Source organism: Pectobacterium fontis (assembly GCF_000803215.1).
Taxonomy (GTDB): Bacteria; Pseudomonadota; Gammaproteobacteria; order Enterobacterales; family Enterobacteriaceae; genus Pectobacterium; species Pectobacterium fontis.
This window is the reverse complement of sequence record NZ_JSXC01000001.1, coordinates 39,313-60,514: the sequence shown is the minus strand read 5'-3', so window position 1 is coordinate 60,514 and position 21,202 is coordinate 39,313. Positions and strand designations below refer to the sequence as shown.

Sequence of the window (21,202 nt, the reverse complement as noted above, 5' to 3'; positions counted from 1 at the left end):
TATACCATATTTGCCTTTCCTCGTCAGCAGACGGGGAAAGGCAAAGGAATGTTCAGGTGAAAAAACACTCACCGGCGGTGAGGGAAACAAAGGGGGAAGTGATATGAAAAACAAGGTGAGGCACACATGAAAAAAAGAAAACGCATGCTTTATGCGGCATGAAAATAAATACAAATCGCGGTCTTAACGTTTTTTGGATCGATTATTTACCCCAATTTTATGTGAGTTCCTAGTTTTAAAATGACGAAAAATAGCATACGCGGCAATAGCAAGAAGCGCGATGGAGATAATGAGTAAGACCATAATGATATCTCAACGTTATTATTTACTTCCTAAATCTATACTTTTCCTATTAGGCGTACAATAGGGACGACCTTATTTAAGATTCATCCCAGAATAAATTACGAGACGTATTGTAAATTAACGTGGGATAAGAATTTTTACGTTTATTCACTAAACAATATAGTTACGTTTTCTTTGCATTTAATGCGCTTGACATAACGAAGGTGTAAATAAATGTACCGGAGGAAAAAGTAGAATTTAATTAGAATGTGTAAAGGATGTGATATTCTCATCGCTGATAGGGTTATTGATAATGCAACCAGCGGCGAGGAGTGTTACCCGATATGTTACCTCATGATTTGATAACGGATTTAGCACGTTTTGAGCAAGAGATACAGGAATTAGCTAATGTACTTCAACTGGATTTGAGCGCATTTCATGCTGACCATATTTCACTGCGTTGCCATCAGAATACGACAGCGGAATCATGGAAAACGGCGTTACTGAACGTCGGTAGTCTGTTGTCTGAAAACCACATCAATGGTCGTCCAATCTGCTTGTTTATATTGGATCATGCCCTCGCATTCGGCCCCTGGCAGGTTGCGTGTATCGAGCTGCCGTGGCCAGGGAAAAAGTTTTATCCGCATGAAGGCTGGGAGCATGTGGAACTGGTGCTGCCTGGCGATGTGGAAACGTTGCATCAGCGTGCACTGGCCTGCTTATCTGATGAGGCGCTGCGCACGCCAGGCATCAAGCTTAAATTCAGTTCTCCGCAAGGCGAAAGAGAGCGAATTCCTAATCCAACGCTGGCAGTAACCAACGGGAAAGTGACAATAAAGTTTCACTCAGTTGATATACGAGATGTGATAGCGAGCGAAATACCATCGCAATGAAAACCGCGGATAGCCCGCACGTAGAATAATCGTCAGGGGTAGTGTGGGCTTAAAAGATAACGTGTTATTTATGCCAATGTCCTTTTATACGGAAGAGATTAATAAAACTGTGGTTTATGTCATGTTTATTTCGGCGATGTATCGTGTTCATTGTGACTCCCGTCTCCTCACAATATGAATGCGAATGCCATAGTTATTACGTTAATCGGCGTGATGAGTCGTCGATCCTTCGATAATTAAGAAAAGTACTCTTGGAATTTACATGGAGGAGGTGTGATGACGAAATTGGAAGTGTGCTGCTATAGCGTTGATTGTGCGATAACGGCAGCGCAGTCTGGGGCTGACAGAATTGAACTCTGTGCAGGACAGCGAGAAGGCGGATTAACACCATCCTACGGCACACTACGGGGTGCGCGTGAAAAGATCGTGATTCCTGTTCACCCGATTGTGCGCCCGCGAGGGGGCGACTTTTGCTATAGCGCAACGGAATATGCAGCCATCAAATATGATATTGAACAGATTCGTGAGATGGGGTTCCCTGGTATCGTTGTCGGCGTGCTTAATGAGGAAGGACATATTGATTTGCCTAGAATGCGTGAAATTATGGCGGCGGCTCAGGGTATGGCGGTGACTTTCCATCGTGCGTTCGATATGTGCCTGAATCCATATGTTGCACTGGAACAACTCACCGATTTGGGGGTCTCACGTATATTAACTTCTGGGCAGCAGCAAACAGCAGAAAATGGGTTATGGTTATTACGTGAACTAACACAGGTTAGCCGTGGTCCAATTATTATGGCGGGTTCAGGTGTGCGACTGACTAACGTGCACAAATTTCAGCAGGCTGGGATCCAGGAACTGCACAGTTCTGCGGGTCAGTGGACGCCATCCCCGATGCGTTATCGTAAAATTGGTGTGTCGATGTGCTCTGATACGGAAGTCGACGAATTTAGCCAGTATTGTGTAGATGGTGATGTGGTTGCCGCCATGAAACGGGCGGTCAGCACGGATCGCGTAATGCAGTATGTGTCATAATATCAGTATGTTACGGTATTTCGATAAACACGATGTCGTCATTCTTCAATTTTGCCGCGCCGCATATCAGTAGGTATGCATGGCAAGTACCAGGCCCCAGCGTGTTGCTGGGGCTTTTTTTGTATACATCAATCGGTTTTAATTTTAAGGTCGTTGCTTGGACGTCAAATAATAAAATAAAAGTTAGCCAGTGTAGAAGAACGTAATCCTACCTTACGCGATACTTCGGCTATCGATGTTCCCTTTTTCTTCGTTTTTGCAATAATATCAGCCCGATGCCAGTCTTTTGCGCTTTCCATAGCGTGATTTCTCCCTTTAATTTATTATCTTGCTAATTAGTTATTAAATAACAACGTATGTTTTATTTTCTGCGAAAAATAATCATATCCAGTTTGAAGGAATAGAAAAAGAGTCGTTACAACTCTATGTAACGACAATCAATTTATTATAAAGTGTACCGTCGTTTTTAACTAAGGATAAGGTATGAATAATTTAGGCGAAATAATAACGATGTTGGATCACCTTCGAGAGCCTTGGGGGATAAAAGATTTGGATTAGGGATACATAATTTCAGGCAATGTGAAGAATATTGCTACCAGAAGGGATTGCATGGCTATATTCCGCCAGCTTTCCTCGTTCAAGGCTCGATCTCTTTATAAACGGACGACAGAGAGAAATGGAAAGTAATAACGATTACTCGGTGAGTCGCGTGCCTGTGACGGCGAAAATGCCCGTACTGCATGTTGCTCTGGTCTATCTTGGTATGCTGACGGCATTGGATCAGTTCATGCTCGGAGCGGTACTTGGACATTCGATGTCGCTGGATGATGCCTTTTTATCTATCGTCATCGGTAGTGCTATTTTCGGTGTTGTGACTCTCGGCATTGGCTATGCCGGGATGCGGGAAGGGATTTCAGGGAGCTTGCTGGCTCGATGGTGTGGGTTTGGGCGTTTGGGTTCGGTATTGATCGGGTTAATCATCGCGGTGAGTCTTATCGGGTGGTTTGGGGTGCAAAATGCGGTGTTTGCGCAATCGTTGAATTTTGCCTTGGGCGATCGATTAGGATTCGGCTGGTCTGCTGCGTTATCGGGGGGGTGCTTAACGCTGTTGGTGACGTTTGGTTTTAAAGCGCTGCGATATACGGCCAGTATTGCTGTCCCGTTGTTTATTCTGGTCGTGGGCTACATTTCAGTTATGACCCTCACTGGGCATAATTTCAGCGAGTTATTACAAGGTGTGGGCGGCGCGGAGACGATTTCAGTGAGCGCCGGTGCCACCATGGTGGTGGGTGGTTGTATTGTGGCTACACTGATGACGCCAGATTTGACGCGCTATGTTCGCAGCGGTCGCCATGTCTTCTGGATCATTATGTCGACAATCATTGTTGGTGAATTTTTGATCAACGGATTGGCTATCCTGATCGCTCGCGCTCTTAATACAGCCGATATCGTTAGTATTATGTCGCAAGCGGCGGGTGGCATTGGGTTGATTGCGGTCGTTGTCTCGACGTTGCGTATTAATGATATCAATCTGTATTCGTCGACGTTAGGTGTCTCTAATGCAATAGAAGGCATGTGGGGGCGCAAGATGGGTTACAAATCAATCACGCTACTGATTGGCGCCGTTGGCACCACGCTGTCAGTTATGGGGATCTTGGATTGTTTTGTGGACTTTCTGACGCTGCTTGGTGTGTTTTTCCCGCCCGTGATTGGGGTCATGCTGATTGATTACTACGTCCTACGAAGCAGCCGTGCGTTGCTGGATGACAGCCGTCTGCGTGGAGAATTACCCGAAAAAGCTGAAAATATTGGATGGCCTGCGCTTATCGCCAGCCTGATAGGAGGTGGCGTTGGTTTATATAGCGACATTGGGATTCCGGCATTCAACGCATTACTGGGCGCGAGCCTATGTTATTGGATGATAAAAATCGTGATACGTCGCTGCGAGCTTACTGCGTTAGCAAAGTCAAATAACCTATAGAGGTGCAGAACAGAAATGTGCAGCGGTAGGTAGCGTGGTGTGATAGGAGGTGAGGGGATCTTACCTCCTATCTGATAAGCCATAGGCTATTGGCGTATCTCTGGCTTACGTGCGACGAGTACTGCGCGTACCGGGGCGGGATAACCTTCTACTGTTTTCGTCGGATCGTCAGGATCGAGGAATTCAGCCAGCGATTCCGTGATCATCCAGTCAGTCCGACGCTGTTCCTGTGTTGTTGTCGTGCAGATATCGACGACGCGAACATCGATGAACCCGCATTTCTCAAGCCATGTCGTTAAAGCTGCCGCAGAAGGGATGAAATACACATTGCGCATTTGCGCGTAGCGTTCTCCCGGCACCAGCACCTGATTTTCATCACCGCCAATAACCAGCGTTTCCAGCACCAGTTCGCCCCCTGCGACCAACTGATTTTTCAATTGCCACAGGTGATCGAGCGGGGAACGACGGTGATACAGCACTCCCATGGAAAACACGGTATCAAATGCGGCAAGTTCAGGGAGTTGTTCAATGCCGAGTGGCAGAACGTGTGCTCGTTGATCGTCGCCAAGCAGCTTACGCACGGCTTCAAACTGGCACAAGAATAGCTGCATAGGGTCGATACCTATCGCCATCGTGGCTCCTTCACCGACCATCCGCCACAGGTGATAGCCGCTGCCACAGCCGACATCCAGAATCAGACGGTTTTTCAGTGGGCTGATATGTGGCAGCACGCGCTGCCATTTCCAGTCAGAGCGCCATTCTGTATCAATATTCACGCCATAAAGTGAAAAAGGGCCTTTACGCCAGGGCATCAGATTACGCAGTAATTTTTCAATGCCTTCACGCTGGCCGACAGAAATATCAGGCTCCATGCGTGCGGTAACGCTATCGGCTAAATCCAGAGACGTGGGCGTCAATGATGGAAGGTGTTCCAGTGAGTTAAACCAGAGTTTGAATTTACCGTGCAAGGATTCTTGCTGCCAACTGCTAAGCTGTGAAGGCAGGGTGTTAAGCCAATGGCTGAGAGGACCTTTTGCGATTTGCTGATAAAAATTACCGAAATCAATCACGCCTTTTCCCCTGCTTTTACGGCTAATAATGAACCAAAATTAAAACACTGAAACCAGATCTCGCTGTGCTCAAAACCGGCGTTTGCTAGTCGGGCTTTATGGGTTTCTACCGAATCGGTCAGCATGACGTTTTCCAGCATGCTACGCTTTTGACTAATTTCTAACTCGCTGTAGCCGTTTGCCCGCTTGAAATCGAGGTGCATGTTGAATAGTAATTCACCGACGTCTTTGTCTGCAAAATTGAATTTTTCAGAGAGCACAAGCACGCCGCCGGGGTTTAATCCCTGATAAATGCGCTCGATGAGCACCTGACGCTGGGAGGGTTCCAGAAATTGAAGTGTGAAATTCAGCACGACCATGGAGGCATTTTCGATATCAATATTCAGAATATCGGCTTCTATAATCTCGACGGGGGTTTCGGAACGGAACGCATCAATGTGACTGCGGCAACGTTTCACCATTGCCGGAGAGTTGTCTACCGCGATAATTTTGCAACCCGGTACACGGATATTACGTCGCATAGACAGCGTAGCGGCGCCCAGTGAGCATCCCAGATCGTAGACGACGCTATCTGAGCGAACGAACCGTTCTGCCAGCATGCCAATCATTGAAATAATATTGGAATAGCCGGGCACGGAACGTTGAATCATATCGGGAAATACGTCGGCAACGCGTTCGTCGAATGTCCAATCACCCAAATTGGCAATGGGGACAGAAAAAAGCATATCGCGGTTTGGCATGGCGGAAAGTGTACTGAGAGTAATAAAGAGGCGCGTATTCTAGCAGAATACGGCATGACCTTCACCTCGTGTGAGGCGATCGTATTTACTTTCTGGACGCAGAATGCGCATGCGTCCGAGAGAAAGGGGATGCGTGTTATATCAATACAGCGTGAAAACCAGATCCCAGGGGAGATAATAGAGATTTGCGGCGATCATTAGGATGATCGCGGCGTAGGTTGCCGCCATGCCCGAGCGTCGCCAGCCGAATTCGCGGTGCCGGAGACCATAGTAATGAACTAAACGTCCGGTAATCAATAAAATACCGCAAAAATGGATCATGATGATAAGCGCGCCGTTCATTTCCATCAGCACCAGCAGAATCGCCGCAATCGGAATATACTCCACCGCATTGCCATGTACCCGGATCGCCGTTTGCAATTCATAAAATCCACCGTCACCATACGCGACGCGATACTGCATTCTGAGTTTCACAACATCAATCGACAGCTTTATCAACAAGATTGCGCCGAGCACGATATAGAGCGCACTGACCATTTTTTACTCCGTGACCTAACCGAAAACGGCTTGCAGAATAATAGCTTTACCTCACGCCACTGTCGCCTGTAAAGGCAGACTTTTTTAGCGGAAATGGATTACGTTATACAGTTATTTATAACTAAATGAACTAATGCATCGTCCAATTCTGTACGTTAAAAGAGCGTTGCCTGTTGCGGCCAGTTTGGCTTAGGGGGAAATGTCGGATCGATCTCGGCGAGTAATGGCCAAAGCAGTTGTGCCAGCGGCGGGGCATCACCGATATCCGGTGTATGAATAAAGAAGAAAGGGGTTGCCTCACGCCACAGGGGTAATTTATTACGCCATGACTCGAACCAGCGCAAATTTTCCTCCTCAGTTTCGCTACCGATAAAGCGAATCAACGGCTGTGTCGCAGTCAACACGGCGTGTACTGGCACACGAGGTTTTTTACGCTGCGCTTCACGCATGGCCGCGCTGTCTGGCGCCGCGTGATGAACCGGACGGCTGTCGAGGATCACGCGGTTGATGCCACGCTGCTGTAGTCCCTGATTCAGCGCACGCTCCTCATCACCTTTGGCAAAAAACAGGGGATGACGGACTTCCACGCCATAGCTAAACTCCTGCGGTAAAGCGTCAAGAAAACGCCACAATACGGGTAATTGCGTTGGGCTGAAGACGGCAGGAAGCTGTAACCATAGCTGCCCGATACGATGCTCAATGGGGGCAAGACATTGATAAAAAAGGCATACATCGCTATCACAGTTCTGTAAGGCGGCGTTGTGACTGATCGTTGAGGGAAACTTGAAGCAAAAACGAAAGTCATCGTGCGTCATATCACGCCAGCGCCTGACCACCTCGGGTGAGGGCAGTGCATAAAAGGTGGTGTTGCCTTCAACGCAGGTAAAGTAGCGGCTGTAGTCGGCAAGATCGTTGAGTCCCAGTCGACTCCATGCCGAGTGTTGCCATTGTGGTAATCCGATGTACATCATGGCACCGTCATTTTATTGAACCGCAATAAGGTGGTGTCGATTATCGCGTCGTTATCCAGGCTACGCGAATTTGTAATAACGCGATGGTACGACACACACCATCTCTTCTATTGAGGCAGAGTGAGAGCCAGTTTAACTACGGCGATCTGTTTTGCAACAACGTGACGCTGATTGGTGAACATTTCGTTAACCGAGAAGGAAATTTCGTAAAAAGAGTAGGCGACTGCGTCGCAGAGCGTTACCTTCATACTTATCGTTCTGACTATTATCCTTTATAATAGCCGCCTTTTTTCACCGGACAGTAACCCAGAAAAACCATACCGCGCAGCGAAAATACCACTGTTTTTGTGCTGTGAGCCGTGAAAACGTGTGAGCTGGCGGATGCGTAAAAGGACATCGTGATGCGTACTAATTATTGCGGGCAGTTGAATTCGTCCCATGTGGGCCAGGAAGTGACATTGTGCGGTTGGGTTAACCGCCGCCGCGATCTGGGTGGTTTGATTTTTATTGATATGCGTGACCGCGAAGGGCTGGTTCAGGTATTTTTTGACCCGGACCGTCAAGATGCATTTAACCTGGCGTCCGAACTGCGTAACGAGTTCTGCATCCAACTTACCGGCGTGGTTCGCGCCCGTCCAGAAAGCCAAGTCAACAAAGATATGGCGACGGGTGAAGTTGAGATTTTTGCCAGCGCATTGACGATTATTAACCGTTCTGAAGCGCTGCCGCTGGATTCCAACCAAACCAACACTGAAGAAGCGCGTCTGAAGTACCGCTATCTGGATTTGCGTCGTCCTGAAATGGCGCAGCGCCTGAAAACGCGTGCGCGTATCACCAGCTTTGTGCGCCGCTTTATGGATGACCACGGTTTCCTGGATATCGAAACGCCGATGCTGACCAAAGCAACGCCGGAAGGCGCGCGTGACTATCTGGTGCCGAGCCGCGTACATAAAGGCAAATTTTATGCGCTGCCGCAGTCCCCACAGTTGTTCAAACAGTTGCTGATGATGTCCGGTTTTGATCGCTATTATCAGATCGTTAAATGTTTCCGTGACGAAGATTTACGTGCTGACAGACAGCCTGAATTTACCCAGATCGACGTGGAAACCTCTTTCATGACTGCACCACAGGTGCGTGAAGTGATGGAGAAACTGGTGCGTGAACTGTGGCTGGACGTCAAAGGCGTCGATCTGGGCGATTTCCCGATCATGACGTTCGCGGAAGCGATGCGCCGTTTCGGTTCCGACAAACCGGATCTGCGTAACCCGCTGGAACTGGTTGACGTTGCCGATCTGGTTAAAGATATCGACTTCAAAGTATTCTCTGGCCCGGCAAACGATGCTAAAGGCCGCGTTGCCGCGATCCGCGTACCGGGCGGCGCACAACTGAGCCGTAAGCAAATTGATGAATACGGCAAGTTTATTGAAATCTATGGTGCAAAAGGTCTGGCTTATATCAAGGTCAACGAGCGTGCCAAGGGGCTGGAAGGCGTACAAAGCCCGGTAGCGAAATTCCTGAATGAAGACAAACTGGCTGCATTGTTGGATCGCACGGCGGCGCAAGATGGCGACATCCTGTTCTTTGGTGCCGACAGTGCGAAAGTGGTGACCGATGCGCTGGGTGCGCTGCGTCTCAAGCTGGGGCGCGATCTGAGCCTGACGAAAGACGATAGCTGGGAACCGCTGTGGGTCGTCGATTTCCCGATGTTTGAGGAAGATGGCGAAGGTGGTCTGGCGGCGATGCACCATCCGTTTACCGCACCGCGCGACATGCTGTCTTCTGAACTGGCTGCCAATCCAGTTTCAGCGATTGCCAACGCCTATGACATGGTGATTAACGGATATGAAGTGGGCGGCGGATCCGTGCGTATTCACAAGGGTGAGATGCAGCAAACCGTGTTCGGCATTCTGGGCATTACCGAACAAGAACAGCGTGAGAAGTTTGGCTTCCTGCTGGACGCGCTGAAATACGGTACGCCACCGCATGCGGGTCTGGCGTTTGGTCTTGACCGCCTGGTGATGTTGCTGACGGGCACCGATAACATTCGTGACGTTATCGCCTTCCCGAAAACGACAGCGGCAGCCTGTCTGATGACAGAAGCGCCAAGCCTTGCCAACCCGGCTTCGCTGGAAGAACTGGCTATTGCGGTGGTTGTGAAAGGGAAAGCGGCTCAGGATGGAAAATCCGAGAACGAATAAGATGGTATACAAGCGACCCGTTTCGGTTCTGGTGGTGATCTATGCCCGTGATACCGGGCGGGTGCTGATGTTGCAGCGGCGTGACGATCCTGAATTCTGGCAGTCGGTAACCGGCAGCATAGAAGAAGGGGAAACGGCGCCATATGCCGCACAGCGTGAAGTCAAAGAAGAAGTTAACATTGATATATCCGCGGAAGCGTTATCACTCTTTGACTGTCAGCGCTGTATTGAGTTTGAGCTATTTGCGCATTTGAGACGTCGCTATGCGCCGGGGGTGACGCACAATACCGAACACTGGTTTTGTCTGGCGTTACCTGCTGAGCGCGAGGTGCAATTATCCGAGCATCTTGCCTACCAGTGGTTGGATGTGCCGCAGGCGGCACAACTGACCAAATCCTGGAGCAACCGGCAGGCGATTGAGGAATTTGTTATTTATCCGGCCTGAACAGGCTTTTTTCGGAGATTTTTATGGCAGGTCATAGTAAGTGGGCGAACACAAAGCATCGTAAAGCAGCACAGGATGCCAAACGCGGTAAAATTTTTACCAAGATTATCCGCGAACTGGTTACCGCAGCCCGTCTGGGCGGTGGCGATCCTGGGTCTAACCCCCGTCTGCGCGCCGCGATCGATAAAGCTCTGTCCAACAACATGACGCGCGATACCCTGAACCGTGCGATTGCCCGTGGTGTCGGCGGTGATGAAGATGCCAACATGGAAACCATCATTTATGAAGGCTATGGCCCAGGTGGCACGGCTGTCATGGTGGAATGCCTGAGTGATAACCGTAACCGTACCGTGTCTGAAGTGCGCCACGCCTTTACGAAAACTGGCGGTAATCTGGGGACGGATGGTTCCGTTTCCTATCTCTTCACCAAAAAAGGCGTTATTTCTTACGCGCCAGGTCTGGATGAAGATGCGGTGATGGACGCGGCGCTGGAAGCGGGCGCCGATGACGTCGTGACGTATGACGATGGTGCGATTGACGTCTTCACGCCGTGGGAAACATTCGGTAACGTGAAGGATGCGTTGGATGCGGCTGGCCTGAAAGCGGAGTCTGCTGAAGTTTCGATGATTCCGTCCACCAAAGCCGACATGGATGCAGAAACGGCACCGAAACTGATGCGTTTGATCGACATGCTGGAAGACTGCGACGATGTGCAGGAGGTTTACCACAACGGTGAGATCTCCGATGAGGTGGCTGAACTGCTGTAATGGCAGGTCGGTAATGCACAACAGAAATCGCTATTCAGGCGGGCGAATCGGCGGAGCGGCACGATGATAATCGTAGCATCATGACAATCATAGTCGGCATTGACCCCGGTTCGCGTGTGACGGGCTATGGCATTATCCGCCAGCAGGGGCGTCATCTGACGTATCTCGGTAGCGGTTGCATCCGCACCGTGGTGGATGATATGCCTACGCGGCTTAAGCTGATTTACGCAGGCGTCAGTGAAATCATTACGCAATTTCGCCCGGATTGTATGGCGATTGAGCAGATTTTCATGGCGAAAAACCCCGATTCAGCCTTGAAGCTGGGGCAGGCGCGCGGTGTGGCTATCGTCGCTGGGGTGAATCAGGATCTGCCAGTGTTTGAGTATGCCGCGCGGTTGGTCAAGCAAACCGTGGTAGGAACGGGGGCAGCGGATAAAAAGCAGGTGCAACATATGGTTCGTTCACTGCTGAAGCTGTCGGCCAGCCCACAGGCCGACGCCGCCGATGCGCTGGCGATTGCCATTACGCATTGCCACTTTAGCCAAAACCTACTGCGTACGGCGGTGACGAAAGCAAACCCGCTGGCAGGACGATTGCGCTGAAACAGGAGGCTGGATATTCATCCAGCCTTTTTTATGTTATATACTCGTCATACTTCAAGCCATTCATTCCCTACGTAAAAGGAAGCGCAACGTGATAGGTCGTCTCAGAGGCATTATTCTGGAAAAACAGCCGCCGCAGGTGCTGATAGAAGCTAACGGCGTGGGTTATGAAGTCCATATGCCGATGACGTGCTTTTACGAACTCCCTGAACTCAATCAGGAAGCGATTATTTTTACCCACTTTGTTGTCCGTGAAGATGCGCAACTGCTGTTCGGCTTTAATGATAAGCAGGAGAGGGCGCTGTTCCGTGAGCTGATCAAAGTGAATGGCGTGGGGCCGAAACTGGCGCTGGCAATCCTTTCCGGGATGTCGGCAACGCAGTTTGTCAGTGCCGTGGAGCGCGAAGAAATCAGCGCGCTGGTTAAACTCCCTGGGGTAGGTAAGAAAACGGCGGAAAGACTGGTCGTTGAAATGAAAGATCGCTTCAAGGGCTTGAGCGGCGATCTGTTTAATCCGGTCAGTGATATTCCGCTGGCATCTCCTGCTACCACAGAGCCGCGCGCGGGTGATCCTGAGACAGAAGCCGCTGCGGCACTGATTGCCTTGGGCTATAAACCGCAGGAAGCCAGCCGCATGATTTCCAAGATTGCGCGTCCTGATGCTGATTGTGAAACCCTGATTAGGGATGCACTGCGCGCGGCGCTGTGAGGTACTCATGATAGAAGCCGATCGTTTGATTTCTGCTGACGCCGTTCCCGAAGAAGAGTTTCTTGATCGTGCGATGAGGCCTAAGCTGCTGAGCGAGTACGTGGGGCAGCCACAGGTACGTGAGCAGATGGAGATTTTTATTCAGGCTGCCCGTAAACGTGGAGATGCGCTGGATCATTTGCTGATTTTTGGTCCTCCCGGTCTGGGAAAAACGACGCTGGCGAACATTGTCGCTAATGAAATGGGCGTGAATATGCGCACGACATCGGGGCCAGTGTTGGAAAAAGCCGGCGATCTCGCTGCGCTGCTGACGAACCTTGAACCACATGATGTGCTGTTCATTGATGAAATCCACCGTCTGTCGCCTGTGGTGGAAGAAGTGCTGTATCCGGCGATGGAAGATTATCAGTTGGATATTATGATCGGCGAAGGGCCTGCCGCCCGTTCGATCAAGCTCGATTTACCCCCTTTCACGCTGATTGGTGCAACGACGCGCGCAGGCTCGTTAACCTCACCGCTACGCGATCGTTTTGGCATTGTGCAGCGCCTGGAATTTTATAATGTCGCCGATTTGCAGTATATCGTTGGCCGCAGTGCGCAGTGTTTAGGGCTGGATCTGACGTCAGATGGCGCGCTTGAAGTCGCACGTCGATCGCGTGGTACGCCACGTATTGCCAACCGATTATTACGACGGGTACGTGATTTCTCTGAAGTGAAGTCGGAGGGCGCGATTACTGGTGAAGTAGCGACGCAGGCGCTCGATATGCTGGCGGTGGATACCGAAGGCTTTGACTACATGGACCGTAAGCTGCTGTTGGCGATCATCGATAAATTCATGGGTGGCCCCGTCGGGTTGGATAATTTAGCGGCAGCGATTGGCGAAGAGCGCGAAACCATTGAAGACGTGCTGGAACCGTTTCTGATCCAGCAAGGGTTCATCCAGCGTACACCGCGCGGTCGCATGGCGACGCAGCATGCCTATCGGCATTTTGGTTTAACGCGGGAAGAATAGAGTGAGATAAGCGGGGAGGCCATTCGGCCTCCCACTGACGTAGAGCCTGAGTTAGACGGGCTGTTTTTTCAGCAGACTCAGGATAAAAACCAATGATGCACATAGCACCACGGATGGCCCCGCAGGTGTATTATATCCCGCTGAAAAAGCTAAACCTCCCGTCACCGCGATCATCCCGACTATAATCGCGTAGCCTGCCATTTGTTCCGGCGTCCTTGCAAACCGTCTGGCACTGGCGGCGGGAATGATGAGCAATGACGTGATGATCAACGCCCCAACAAATTTCATGGCGATGCCAATGGTTAGCGCGGTGGTCAGCATTAATAGCAGTTTCGTGCGTTGCAATTTCACGCCATCGACGTGCGCCAGTTCCGGGCTAATCGTCATGGAAAGCAGCGCGCGCCATTGCCAGCGCATAATGGCGATGACAACGATAACGCCCGCGGCGATAATCCACAGATCTTCGGTCGTGACGGAGAGCAAATCGCCAAACAGGTAAGCCATCAAATCCACGCGCACATTGTTCATCAGGCTCACCACAACCAGCCCCAACGACAGCGCGCTGTGTGCCATGATGCCAAGTAACGTATCGACGGCCAGATAGGGACGCCGCTCCAGCCACACAAGCCCCAGAGCCAGCATGAGCGTCACGGCAATGACGGCTGCAAACAGGTTGATGTTCAGCAACAGACCGAAAGCGACACCGAGTAAAGAAGCGTGAGCCAGCGTATCGCCAAAGTAAGACATCCGCCGCCAGACAACGAACGAACCAAGCGGCCCTGCCGCAATCGCCAGCAAAATCCCCGCTAGCCAGCCGGGAAACAACAATTCAATCATGCGTCGTTTCCACCTTGTCTTTTCAAAATGATACGCCCTTGCAGATCGTGACGATGATTATGATGATGGCGATAAATCGCCAATTGCTCCGCGCCGCGGTGACCGAACATGGCTAAAAACTCAGGGTGAAGAGAAACGACTTCAGGCGTGCCGGAGCAGCAAACATGCTGATTAAGACACAGAACTTCATCGGTTTTTGCCATCACCAGATGCAGATCGTGCGACACCATCAGCACACCGCAGTTGAATTCTTGTCGCAGTTGGTTAATGAGATCGTACAGCGCCAGTTGCCCATTCACGTCGACACCCTGTGTTGGTTCATCCAGTACCAGAAGCTGTGGCTGATTGAGCAGTGCGCGAGCCAGCAGCACACGTTGGGTTTCGCCGCCGGAGAGTTTCTGCATCGGCTGTTCCAGCAGGTGTGCAGCCTGAACGCGCTTAAGCGCGGGTAAAATATCCTGCTTTTTCACGTCGGGGCGCAGTTGCATAAAGCGGCTAACGGTCAACGGCAGCGTGGTATCCAGATGCAATTTCTGTGGAACGTAGCCGATACGCAGTGCAGGATCCCGAACCAGAGAACCGGAAGTCGGGGAGAGTAGCCCTAAAACTACACGCACTAGCGTTGATTTCCCCGCGCCATTTGGCCCCAGCAGCGTCAGAATTCGGCCCGCCTGCAAGGTCAGAGAGATATCTGACAGAACTTTCCGGCTGCCAAAGGTAACGGAAATAGTATTAAGTGATACCAATATGGACATATAATTTGGTTTGCATAACCCATGTAACGTTATAATATAACAAACAACACGATAAAAATCGATGGGATCGACTTTCATGCAGCAATCTATTCAGCAAAAAAAATGGTTAAAAAGTGTGTTTGTTGCCAGCGCGCTCCTCGCGAGCGGGATGTCAATCAGCGCGGCATCCGCTGCGGTCATTACTTCAATCCGTCCTTTGGGATTCATTGCATCGGCTATTGCCGATGGCGTGACGCCAACTGAGGTTTTGTTACCTGATGGGGCGTCGCCCCACGATTATGCCTTGCGCCCGTCTGATGTCCAGCGTTTACAGTCTGCCGAACTGGTGATTTGGGTTGGGCCGGAAATGGAAGCTTTTCTCGGCAAGCCGCTAGAGAAAATTTCATCGGCAAAGCAGATTACACTTTCCGCGCTCCCTGTGATTCAATCCGAACTGGAAAAAGAGGCCGGACACGATCATGAGAATGGCCATGAACACGCGCATGATGACCATGAAAAAGGCCACGAACACGGTCATAGTGATCAGGATGATGGCGACGATGGTCATCACCATGGCGAGTACAATATGCATATTTGGCTGTCGCCGGAGATGACAAAACAGGCGGCAATCGCCATTCATGCAAAATTATTGGAACTTATGCCTCAGAATAAGGACAAACTAGACGCGAATCTGCTTTATTTCACGGATAAAATCGCGCAAGCAGATGAAAAAATTGTTAAGATGCTAGCGCCTGTGCAGGGAAAAGGCTATTTCGTGTTCCATGATGCCTATGGCTATTTTGAGAAACACTACGGGTTAAGTCCCCTGGGTTACTTTACTCTTAACCCTGAAATCCAACCCGGTGCACAGCGTTTACATCAAATACGAACACAGTTGGTTGAGCATAAAGCCGTATGCGTTTTTGCTGAACCACAATTCAGGCCAGCCGTTATTAATGCTGTTGCCAAGGGAACCGACGTGCGCTCGGGTGTGCTCGATCCATTGGGAAGCAATATTGCACTGGGTAGAGATAGTTATGCCGATTTCTTGTTGCAGCTATCGAACCAGTATGTGAGCTGTCTGGAGGAAAAATCATGAGGATACGAATAAGTGCAGCAGATAGTCCGAACTATCGCTCTGGCGTATAACAGCTTACCACGGCCCCACCGCATCATGCTGGGGTCGCTTACTGTTGTGACATTGGCCGTTGCAGTTTGGCGGCCTTTTGTTTACCCCCATGTCGATGATGCACCCGTTATCGTGAAAGATATCGACCTGGAAACCAATCAACTGCGCACGTTAACGCCTGAAGCTAGTGAACCGATAGACCAACCCTCGCCAGATGACGATATTCCACAAGATGAACTGGATGATGATAAGGCTGCCGATGAAGGCGGCGTACATGAGTACGTGGTTTCTACGGGCGATACCTTAGGCAGCATTTTGACGCAGTACGGTATCGAAATCGCGGATGTTACCCAGCTCGCTGAACAGAATAAAGATTTGCGTAACCTGAAAGTCGGTCAGCAAATTTCATGGGTTTTGGGCGAAGATGGCGCACTGCAAAGTTTGACCTGGCAGATGTCCCGCCGTGAAACACGTATTTATGAGCGTGTTGGTGCCGATTTCAAAGAGCGTATTGAGACGCTGAAAGGCGAGTGGCGCAACAGCGTCCTGAATGGCAGAGTCAATGGCAGCTTTGTCACCAGCGCGAAAAACGCCGGTTTAACCAGCTCAGAAGTGCGTGAGGTGATCAAGGCGCTGCAATGGCAGTTAGATTTCCGTAAGCTACGCAAAGACGACACGTTCTCGGTTCTGATGTCGCGTGAAATGCTCGATGGCAAAAGTGAACAGAGCGAACTGGTCGGGGTTCGCCTGAATACTGGTGGCAAAGATTATTACGCTATTCGCGCGGAAGACGGTAAGTTCTACGACCGCGAAGGTTCCGGTTTGATGCGCGGCTTTATGCGTTTCCCCACCATGAAGCAATTCCGTATTTCCTCCAACTTCAATCCGCGTCGTTTGAATCCGGTGACGGGGCGTGTCGCACCGCATAAAGGTGTCGATTTTTCTATGCCGGTAGGCTCACCAGTTCTGGCCGTCGGGGATGGTGAAGTGGTGATTGCGAAGCGCAGCGGTGCGGCGGGAAATTATGTCGCGATTCGTCATGGTCGCCAGTACACCACGCGCTACATGCACCTGCATCGCATTTTGGTTAACCCAGGGCAAAAAGTGAAACGTGGCGATCGTATCGGGTTATCTGGTAACACCGGACGCTCAACGGGGCCACACCTGCACTATGAATTCTGGATCAACCAGCAGGCGGTCAACCCGCTAACGGCTAAACTGCCGCGCTCTGAAGGGCTGGCGGGTAAAGAACGTCGTGATTATCTGGCGCAGGTGAAGGAAGTGGTGCCGCAGCTTAAGTTTGATTAATTATTACGGCTGTGCGCTATGCCGGTGGCTTGCTGCCGGCATTTTCATTTGTAGAATACAGGTTCCTGATTTTTTGTTGTCAAGCTGGCGTGTTTTTAGGCGATTATCAGAGATTTTGCGAAACGCTGAGCGGCAATTATGATTATGTTTATTGATTGATCTGAAGAGTTTAGGCATGGAAAAAGAAAAAAAATCGAACGCTGAATTTATCCCCCAATTTCAACGCGCCTTTTTTCATCCGCGCTATTGGGGCGTTTGGTTAGGCGTTGGTGTAATGGCTCTTGCTGCCTATATTCCTGCCCGATTAAGAAACCCAGTGCTGGGTGGGCTAGGGCGTTTTGTCGGGAGAGTATCAAAAGGCGCCCGTCGTCGTGCCCGCATTAACCTGCTGTACTGCATGCCGGAATTAACGGAGGCACAGCGTGAAGCCATCATTGATGACATGTTTGCGACAGCCCCTCAGTCGATGATCATGATGGTGGAAGTGGGTATTCGTGATCCCAAAAAAATCGAAAAATTTGTGCGCTGGCATGGCGAAGAGATTTTGGATCGCTTTAAAGATCAAGAGAAGAATGTGATTTTCCTGGTTCCGCACGGTTGGGGGGTAGATATCCCTGCGATGTTGCTGACCTCGCGCGGGCAACGCATGGCAGCTATGTTCCATAATCAGAAGAATGCGTTGGTGGATTACTGGTGGAATCGGTTACGTCGTCGCTTCGGTGGCCGGATCCATGCTCGTAACGACGGCATCAAACCGTTTATCAGCTCCGTGCGATCAGGGTGTTGGGGCTATTATTTGCCCGATCAGGATCACGGCCCTGAGCACAGCGAATTTGTTGATTTCTTTGCGACCTATAAGGCAACGTTGCCCGCCGTCGGGCGGTTGATGAAAGTGTGCCGCGCCGACATTGTGCCGCTTTTCCCGGTATACAACGCAAAAGACGGCTGCCTGGATGTGTTTATTCGTCCACCTATGGATGATTTGGCAGACGCAGACGACGCCTACATTGCACGGCGTATGAATGAAGAAGTGGAGATTCTGGTCAGGCCTAACCCTGAGCAGTACACCTGGATCCTGAAACTGTTGAAAACCCGTAAACCGGGTGAGATTGAACCCTATTGTCGGGACGATTTGTATCGTAATCTGAAGTGAAATGAATAATCGATAGCGGTATTCATAAAAAAGCCGGACGAGAAATTGTCCGGCTTTTTGCTGTCTTAATCATCCGCCATAGAGCGGGAGATTATGGTGAGGATTATTCCACGCGTAGGATGCGGATCGTGTTAGTGGTGCCAACGGTGCCCATGATGTCGCCCTGTGTGACGATAACCAGATCCCCAGACATCAGGAATCCTTTATCGCGCAGTCGAATCACCGCATCATTCGCGGCTGCTACGCCGTCCGTGTAGCTATCGAAATGCACGGGTGTAACACCACGATAGAGTGCTGTCAGGTTCAACGTCTGCTCATGGCGAGACATCGCGAAAATCGGCAGCCCAGAACTGATACGGGACATCATCAGCGCAGTACGGCCTGATTCCGTCATGGCGATCAACGCTGTCACCCCTTTCAGGTGATTCGCGGCGTACATCGCTGACATCGCGATGGATTCTTCCGTGTTGTCAAACTGCACGTCGAGGCGGTGCTTGGAGACATTGATACTTGGAATTTTCTCCGCGCCTAAACACACTTTCGCCATGGCGGCGACGGTTTCCGCCGGATATTGACCGGCGGCGGTTTCTGCTGACAGCATAACTGCATCGGTGCCATCGAGTACGGCGTTAGCGACGTCCATCACCTCGGCGCGTGTTGGCATCGGGTTGGTGATCATCGACTCCATCATCTGCGTAGCGGTAATCACCGCACGGTTCAACTGGCGGGCGCGGAGAATCAATTTCTTCTGAATACCTACCAGCTCAGGATCGCCGATTTCAACGCCCAGATCGCCCCTCGCTACCATGACCACATCGGAAGCCAGAATAATGTCATCCATTGCTGCATCTGAACAAACGGCTTCGGCACGTTCGACTTTTGACACGATCTTAGCGTTACAGCCCGCATCGCGTGCCAGTCGACGTGCGTAGTTGAGATCTTCACCGGTACGGGGGAAAGAGACCGCCAGATAGTCGACGCCAATTTTGGCAGCGGTAATAATGTCGGCTTTATCTTTTTCCGTTAGCGCTTCGGCAGACAAACCGCCACCAAGCTTGTTGATGCCTTTGTTGTTAGACAGCGGCCCGCCAACGGTGACTTCGGTGTACACTTTTAGGCCTTCAACCTGAAGCACTTTCAACTGTACGCGCCCGTCATCCAGTAACAGGATATCGCCAGGCACCACATCGCTCGGTAAGCCTTTGTAATCGATCCCCACTTTTTCTTTATCGCCTTCGCCTTTCGCTAAATTGGCATCCAGCAAGAATTTATCGCCGACATTCAGGAAAATTTTACCTTCTTTGAAGGTTGAAACCCGAATTTTTGGACCCTGTAGATCGCCAAGAATGGCAACGTGGCGGCCTAATTTAGCCGCAATTTCGCGCACTTTGTTGGCACGTAATTGATGGTCTTCTGGTGTGCCGTGAGAAAAATTCATGCGTACTACGTTAGCGCCCGCACTGATAATCTTTTCGAGATTATTATCGCGGTCGGTAGCGGGCCCCAGGGTGGTGACAATTTTGGTTCTTCTGAGCCGTCTGGACATGTATAACTCCGTTCACTTGTGAAGCTGTAGTGTTGCGATTAAGCGTTGAATAACGGTGCAAAATGTCACTTTACAACAAAACTATTTCACCTGCGTTATCCGAACATCGTGTTGAGTCTGATTATCATACTGTACAGGCCATTCCCATCCTCTTTCCCTGCCCACAGTCTATGGCTATATTGGGATGAGGCGGGTAGATGATATCGCTCATTTTTATTGGCATAACTAAAACACAAAGCACAATCTAAAACTTCTCTATTACCTGAAGGGATTCATCAATCGCTCATCTTTATCAAAGCGCGATTCGCGCAAGGCCTCTTTGACCCGTTTCAGGTTATCACGAAATTTTTCCCCACGGCGCAGCGTGAACCCCGTCGCCAGAACGTCGATCAACGTCAACTGAGCGAGGCGCGACACCATTGGCATATAAACATCGGTATCTTCTGGCACGTCAAGCCGTAAGGCTAGCGAGGCTTCACGCGCTAGAGGTGTGCCGTCAGAGGTGATAGCAATCACCGTTGCATCATTCTCGCGTGCCAACTGCGCCATTTCGACCAGGCTTTTGGTTCTGCCAGTGTGGGAGATCAATACCACGACATCGCCATCGCTGGAATTCATGCAACTCATACGCTGCATCACGATGTCATCAAAATAAACGACGGGGATATTGAAACGAAAAAATTTGTTCATCGCATCATGCGCAACGGCGGCGGAAGCACCCAGACCGAAGAAAGAGATTTTCTTTGCCTGCGTCAGCAAGTCCACGGCGCGATTGACCGCGGCCACATCCAAACTGGATTTTACCTGCTCTAAGCCAGCCATCGCGGATTCAAAGATTTTACTGGTGTAGGCGTCAACGCTGTCGTCTTCTTCAACGTTACGGTTCACATAGGGCGTACCGTTAGCCAGACTTTGCGCCAGATGTAGTTTAAAATCAGGAAAACCTTTCGTTTCAAGGCGACGGCAGAAACGATTAACCGTCGGCTCGCTGACGTCGGCCATTTTGGCCAGAGTCGCGATGCTGGAGTGAATGGCTGTTTGTGGCGTGCCCAGAATCACTTCAGCAACTTTTCTTTCCGATTTGCTCAAGAGCTCCAGGTGACTCTGAATTTTTTCCAGCATATTCATACGACAAGGGCCATGTAAGTTTTTCCCAATTTCAACTAAAGGTACAACTGGCATGTATTACGTGAAAAAATGCAAGTCGTGAAAATATACTACGACCCTGTCGCGGTTGCAGAGGGCAACACGCG

The 21,202-nt window shown here is 50.4% G+C and carries 21 protein-coding genes; 12 read left to right on the top strand and 9 right to left on the bottom strand.

What is annotated here, in order from left to right; genetic code table 11:
- Positions 1-626: 626 nt before the first annotated feature.
- Positions 627-1,175, top strand: a complete 549-nt coding sequence (locus tag OI69_RS00275) for a VOC family protein (protein ID WP_039344438.1) — start codon at positions 627-629, stop codon at positions 1,173-1,175.
- Positions 1,176-1,451: 276 nt separating this feature from the next.
- The gene (cutC, locus tag OI69_RS00270; RefSeq protein ID WP_039344435.1) at positions 1,452-2,210 is read left to right on the top strand and encodes a copper homeostasis protein CutC; all 759 of its coding nucleotides are present in this window, start codon (positions 1,452-1,454) and stop codon (positions 2,208-2,210) included.
- A gap of 164 nt (positions 2,211-2,374) precedes the next feature.
- On the opposite strand, the gene OI69_RS18910 is transcribed toward cutC, so the two are convergent.
- On the bottom strand, positions 2,375-2,509 hold the full coding sequence (locus OI69_RS18910; RefSeq protein ID WP_072034234.1) for a helix-turn-helix domain-containing protein: 135 nt from the start codon (positions 2,507-2,509) through the stop codon (positions 2,375-2,377).
- 377 nt (positions 2,510-2,886) lie between these two features.
- On the opposite strand from OI69_RS18910, the gene OI69_RS00265 reads away from it, so the two are divergent.
- Positions 2,887-4,191 carry a cytosine permease gene (locus OI69_RS00265; RefSeq protein ID WP_039344432.1) on the top strand — a complete coding sequence of 435 codons (1,305 nt, stop codon included), beginning with the start codon at positions 2,887-2,889 and terminating at the stop codon, positions 4,189-4,191.
- 86 nt (positions 4,192-4,277) lie between these two features.
- On the opposite strand, the gene cmoB is transcribed toward OI69_RS00265, so the two are convergent.
- The 4 genes from cmoB to OI69_RS00245 form a co-directional block, all read right to left on the bottom strand.
- Positions 4,278-5,261, bottom strand: a complete 984-nt coding sequence (cmoB, locus tag OI69_RS00260) for a tRNA 5-methoxyuridine(34)/uridine 5-oxyacetic acid(34) synthase CmoB (protein WP_039344429.1) — start codon at positions 5,259-5,261, stop codon at positions 4,278-4,280.
- Complete coding sequence (gene cmoA / locus OI69_RS00255) at positions 5,258-6,001, bottom strand: carboxy-S-adenosyl-L-methionine synthase CmoA (RefSeq protein ID WP_039344426.1); 744 nt, start codon at positions 5,999-6,001, stop codon at positions 5,258-5,260. Before cmoA ends, cmoB begins: the two co-directional genes overlap by 4 nt.
- Before the next feature lie 141 nt (positions 6,002-6,142).
- Positions 6,143-6,538, bottom strand: a complete 396-nt coding sequence (locus OI69_RS00250) for an MAPEG family protein (protein WP_039344423.1) — start codon at positions 6,536-6,538, stop codon at positions 6,143-6,145.
- A gap of 155 nt (positions 6,539-6,693) precedes the next feature.
- Positions 6,694-7,506: a DUF72 domain-containing protein gene (locus tag OI69_RS00245; RefSeq protein WP_080752582.1), complete on the bottom strand. Its 813-nt coding sequence runs from the start codon at positions 7,504-7,506 to the stop codon at positions 6,694-6,696.
- A 404-nt stretch (positions 7,507-7,910) separates the two neighbouring features.
- On the opposite strand from OI69_RS00245, the gene aspS reads away from it, so the two are divergent.
- From aspS to ruvB, 6 genes are all read left to right on the top strand, one after another.
- Entirely contained in the window at positions 7,911-9,707 is a 1,797-nt protein-coding gene (aspS, locus tag OI69_RS00240; RefSeq protein WP_039344417.1) for an aspartate--tRNA ligase, read from the top strand.
- Between the two features lies 1 nt (position 9,708).
- Positions 9,709-10,152 carry a dihydroneopterin triphosphate diphosphatase gene (gene nudB / locus OI69_RS00235; RefSeq protein ID WP_039344414.1) on the top strand — a complete coding sequence of 148 codons (444 nt, stop codon included), beginning with the start codon at positions 9,709-9,711 and terminating at the stop codon, positions 10,150-10,152.
- A gap of 23 nt (positions 10,153-10,175) precedes the next feature.
- Positions 10,176-10,919, top strand: coding sequence for a YebC/PmpR family DNA-binding transcriptional regulator (locus OI69_RS00230; protein WP_015840062.1), 744 nt, complete (start codon positions 10,176-10,178; stop codon positions 10,917-10,919).
- A gap of 80 nt (positions 10,920-10,999) precedes the next feature.
- Positions 11,000-11,521 carry a crossover junction endodeoxyribonuclease RuvC gene (gene ruvC, locus OI69_RS00225; RefSeq protein WP_039344409.1) on the top strand — a complete coding sequence of 174 codons (522 nt, stop codon included), beginning with the start codon at positions 11,000-11,002 and terminating at the stop codon, positions 11,519-11,521.
- Positions 11,522-11,612: 91 nt separating this feature from the next.
- A complete protein-coding gene (gene ruvA / locus OI69_RS00220) occupies positions 11,613-12,230 on the top strand; it encodes a Holliday junction branch migration protein RuvA (RefSeq protein ID WP_039344406.1) in 618 nt (205 codons plus the stop codon).
- A gap of 7 nt (positions 12,231-12,237) precedes the next feature.
- Positions 12,238-13,242, top strand: a complete 1,005-nt coding sequence (ruvB, locus tag OI69_RS00215) for a Holliday junction branch migration DNA helicase RuvB (RefSeq protein WP_039344402.1) — start codon at positions 12,238-12,240, stop codon at positions 13,240-13,242.
- Between the two features lie 51 nt (positions 13,243-13,293).
- On the opposite strand, the gene znuB is transcribed toward ruvB, so the two are convergent.
- Entirely contained in the window at positions 13,294-14,079 is a 786-nt protein-coding gene (znuB, locus tag OI69_RS00210) for a zinc ABC transporter permease subunit ZnuB (protein ID WP_039344399.1), read from the bottom strand.
- Positions 14,076-14,834 (bottom strand): zinc ABC transporter ATP-binding protein ZnuC, encoded by a 759-nt coding sequence (gene znuC / locus OI69_RS00205; RefSeq protein WP_039344632.1) that lies wholly within the window; start codon positions 14,832-14,834, stop codon positions 14,076-14,078. The genes znuB and znuC overlap by 4 nt, the downstream gene beginning before the upstream one ends.
- Before the next feature lie 76 nt (positions 14,835-14,910).
- On the opposite strand from znuC, the gene znuA reads away from it, so the two are divergent.
- From znuA to lpxM, 3 genes are all read left to right on the top strand, one after another.
- Positions 14,911-15,912, top strand: coding sequence for a zinc ABC transporter substrate-binding protein ZnuA (gene znuA / locus OI69_RS00200; protein ID WP_039344396.1), 1,002 nt, complete (start codon positions 14,911-14,913; stop codon positions 15,910-15,912).
- Positions 15,913-15,924: 12 nt separating this feature from the next.
- Positions 15,925-17,250 (top strand): murein DD-endopeptidase MepM, encoded by a 1,326-nt coding sequence (mepM, locus tag OI69_RS00195; protein ID WP_039344393.1) that lies wholly within the window; start codon positions 15,925-15,927, stop codon positions 17,248-17,250.
- 175 nt (positions 17,251-17,425) lie between these two features.
- The gene (gene lpxM / locus OI69_RS00190; RefSeq protein WP_039344390.1) at positions 17,426-18,403 is read left to right on the top strand and encodes a lauroyl-Kdo(2)-lipid IV(A) myristoyltransferase; all 978 of its coding nucleotides are present in this window, start codon (positions 17,426-17,428) and stop codon (positions 18,401-18,403) included.
- A 103-nt stretch (positions 18,404-18,506) separates the two neighbouring features.
- Here lpxM and pyk read toward each other — a convergent pair whose 3' ends face one another.
- Positions 18,507-19,949: a pyruvate kinase gene (gene pyk, locus OI69_RS00185; protein WP_039344388.1), complete on the bottom strand. Its 1,443-nt coding sequence runs from the start codon at positions 19,947-19,949 to the stop codon at positions 18,507-18,509.
- Between the two features lie 258 nt (positions 19,950-20,207).
- Positions 20,208-21,077: a MurR/RpiR family transcriptional regulator gene (locus OI69_RS00180; protein ID WP_039344385.1), complete on the bottom strand. Its 870-nt coding sequence runs from the start codon at positions 21,075-21,077 to the stop codon at positions 20,208-20,210.
- Positions 21,078-21,202: the final 125 nt, after the last annotated feature.

Coding starts and splice junctions, on each gene's coding strand:
- znuA (WP_039344396.1), top strand. CDS start 14,911: ATGCAGCAATCTATTCAGCAAAAAAAATGGTTAAAAAGTGTGTTTGTT.
- OI69_RS00265 (WP_039344432.1), top strand. CDS start 2,887: ATGGAAAGTAATAACGATTACTCGGTGAGTCGCGTGCCTGTGACGGCG.
- cutC (WP_039344435.1), top strand. CDS start 1,452: ATGACGAAATTGGAAGTGTGCTGCTATAGCGTTGATTGTGCGATAACG.
- nudB (WP_039344414.1), top strand. CDS start 9,709: ATGGTATACAAGCGACCCGTTTCGGTTCTGGTGGTGATCTATGCCCGT.
- OI69_RS18910 (WP_072034234.1), bottom strand. CDS start 2,509: ATGGAAAGCGCAAAAGACTGGCATCGGGCTGATATTATTGCAAAAACG.
- OI69_RS00180 (WP_039344385.1), bottom strand. CDS start 21,077: ATGAATATGCTGGAAAAAATTCAGAGTCACCTGGAGCTCTTGAGCAAA.
- znuC (WP_039344632.1), bottom strand. CDS start 14,834: ATGTCCATATTGGTATCACTTAATACTATTTCCGTTACCTTTGGCAGC.
- ruvC (WP_039344409.1), top strand. CDS start 11,000: ATGACAATCATAGTCGGCATTGACCCCGGTTCGCGTGTGACGGGCTAT.
- cmoA (WP_039344426.1), bottom strand. CDS start 6,001: ATGCCAAACCGCGATATGCTTTTTTCTGTCCCCATTGCCAATTTGGGT.
- OI69_RS00245 (WP_080752582.1), bottom strand. CDS start 7,506: ATGTACATCGGATTACCACAATGGCAACACTCGGCATGGAGTCGACTG.
- aspS (WP_039344417.1), top strand. CDS start 7,911: ATGCGTACTAATTATTGCGGGCAGTTGAATTCGTCCCATGTGGGCCAG.
- pyk (WP_039344388.1), bottom strand. CDS start 19,949: ATGTCCAGACGGCTCAGAAGAACCAAAATTGTCACCACCCTGGGGCCC.
- OI69_RS00250 (WP_039344423.1), bottom strand. CDS start 6,538: ATGGTCAGTGCGCTCTATATCGTGCTCGGCGCAATCTTGTTGATAAAG.
- lpxM (WP_039344390.1), top strand. CDS start 17,426: ATGGAAAAAGAAAAAAAATCGAACGCTGAATTTATCCCCCAATTTCAA.
- OI69_RS00230 (WP_015840062.1), top strand. CDS start 10,176: ATGGCAGGTCATAGTAAGTGGGCGAACACAAAGCATCGTAAAGCAGCA.
- OI69_RS00275 (WP_039344438.1), top strand. CDS start 627: ATGTTACCTCATGATTTGATAACGGATTTAGCACGTTTTGAGCAAGAG.
- znuB (WP_039344399.1), bottom strand. CDS start 14,079: ATGATTGAATTGTTGTTTCCCGGCTGGCTAGCGGGGATTTTGCTGGCG.
- ruvB (WP_039344402.1), top strand. CDS start 12,238: ATGATAGAAGCCGATCGTTTGATTTCTGCTGACGCCGTTCCCGAAGAA.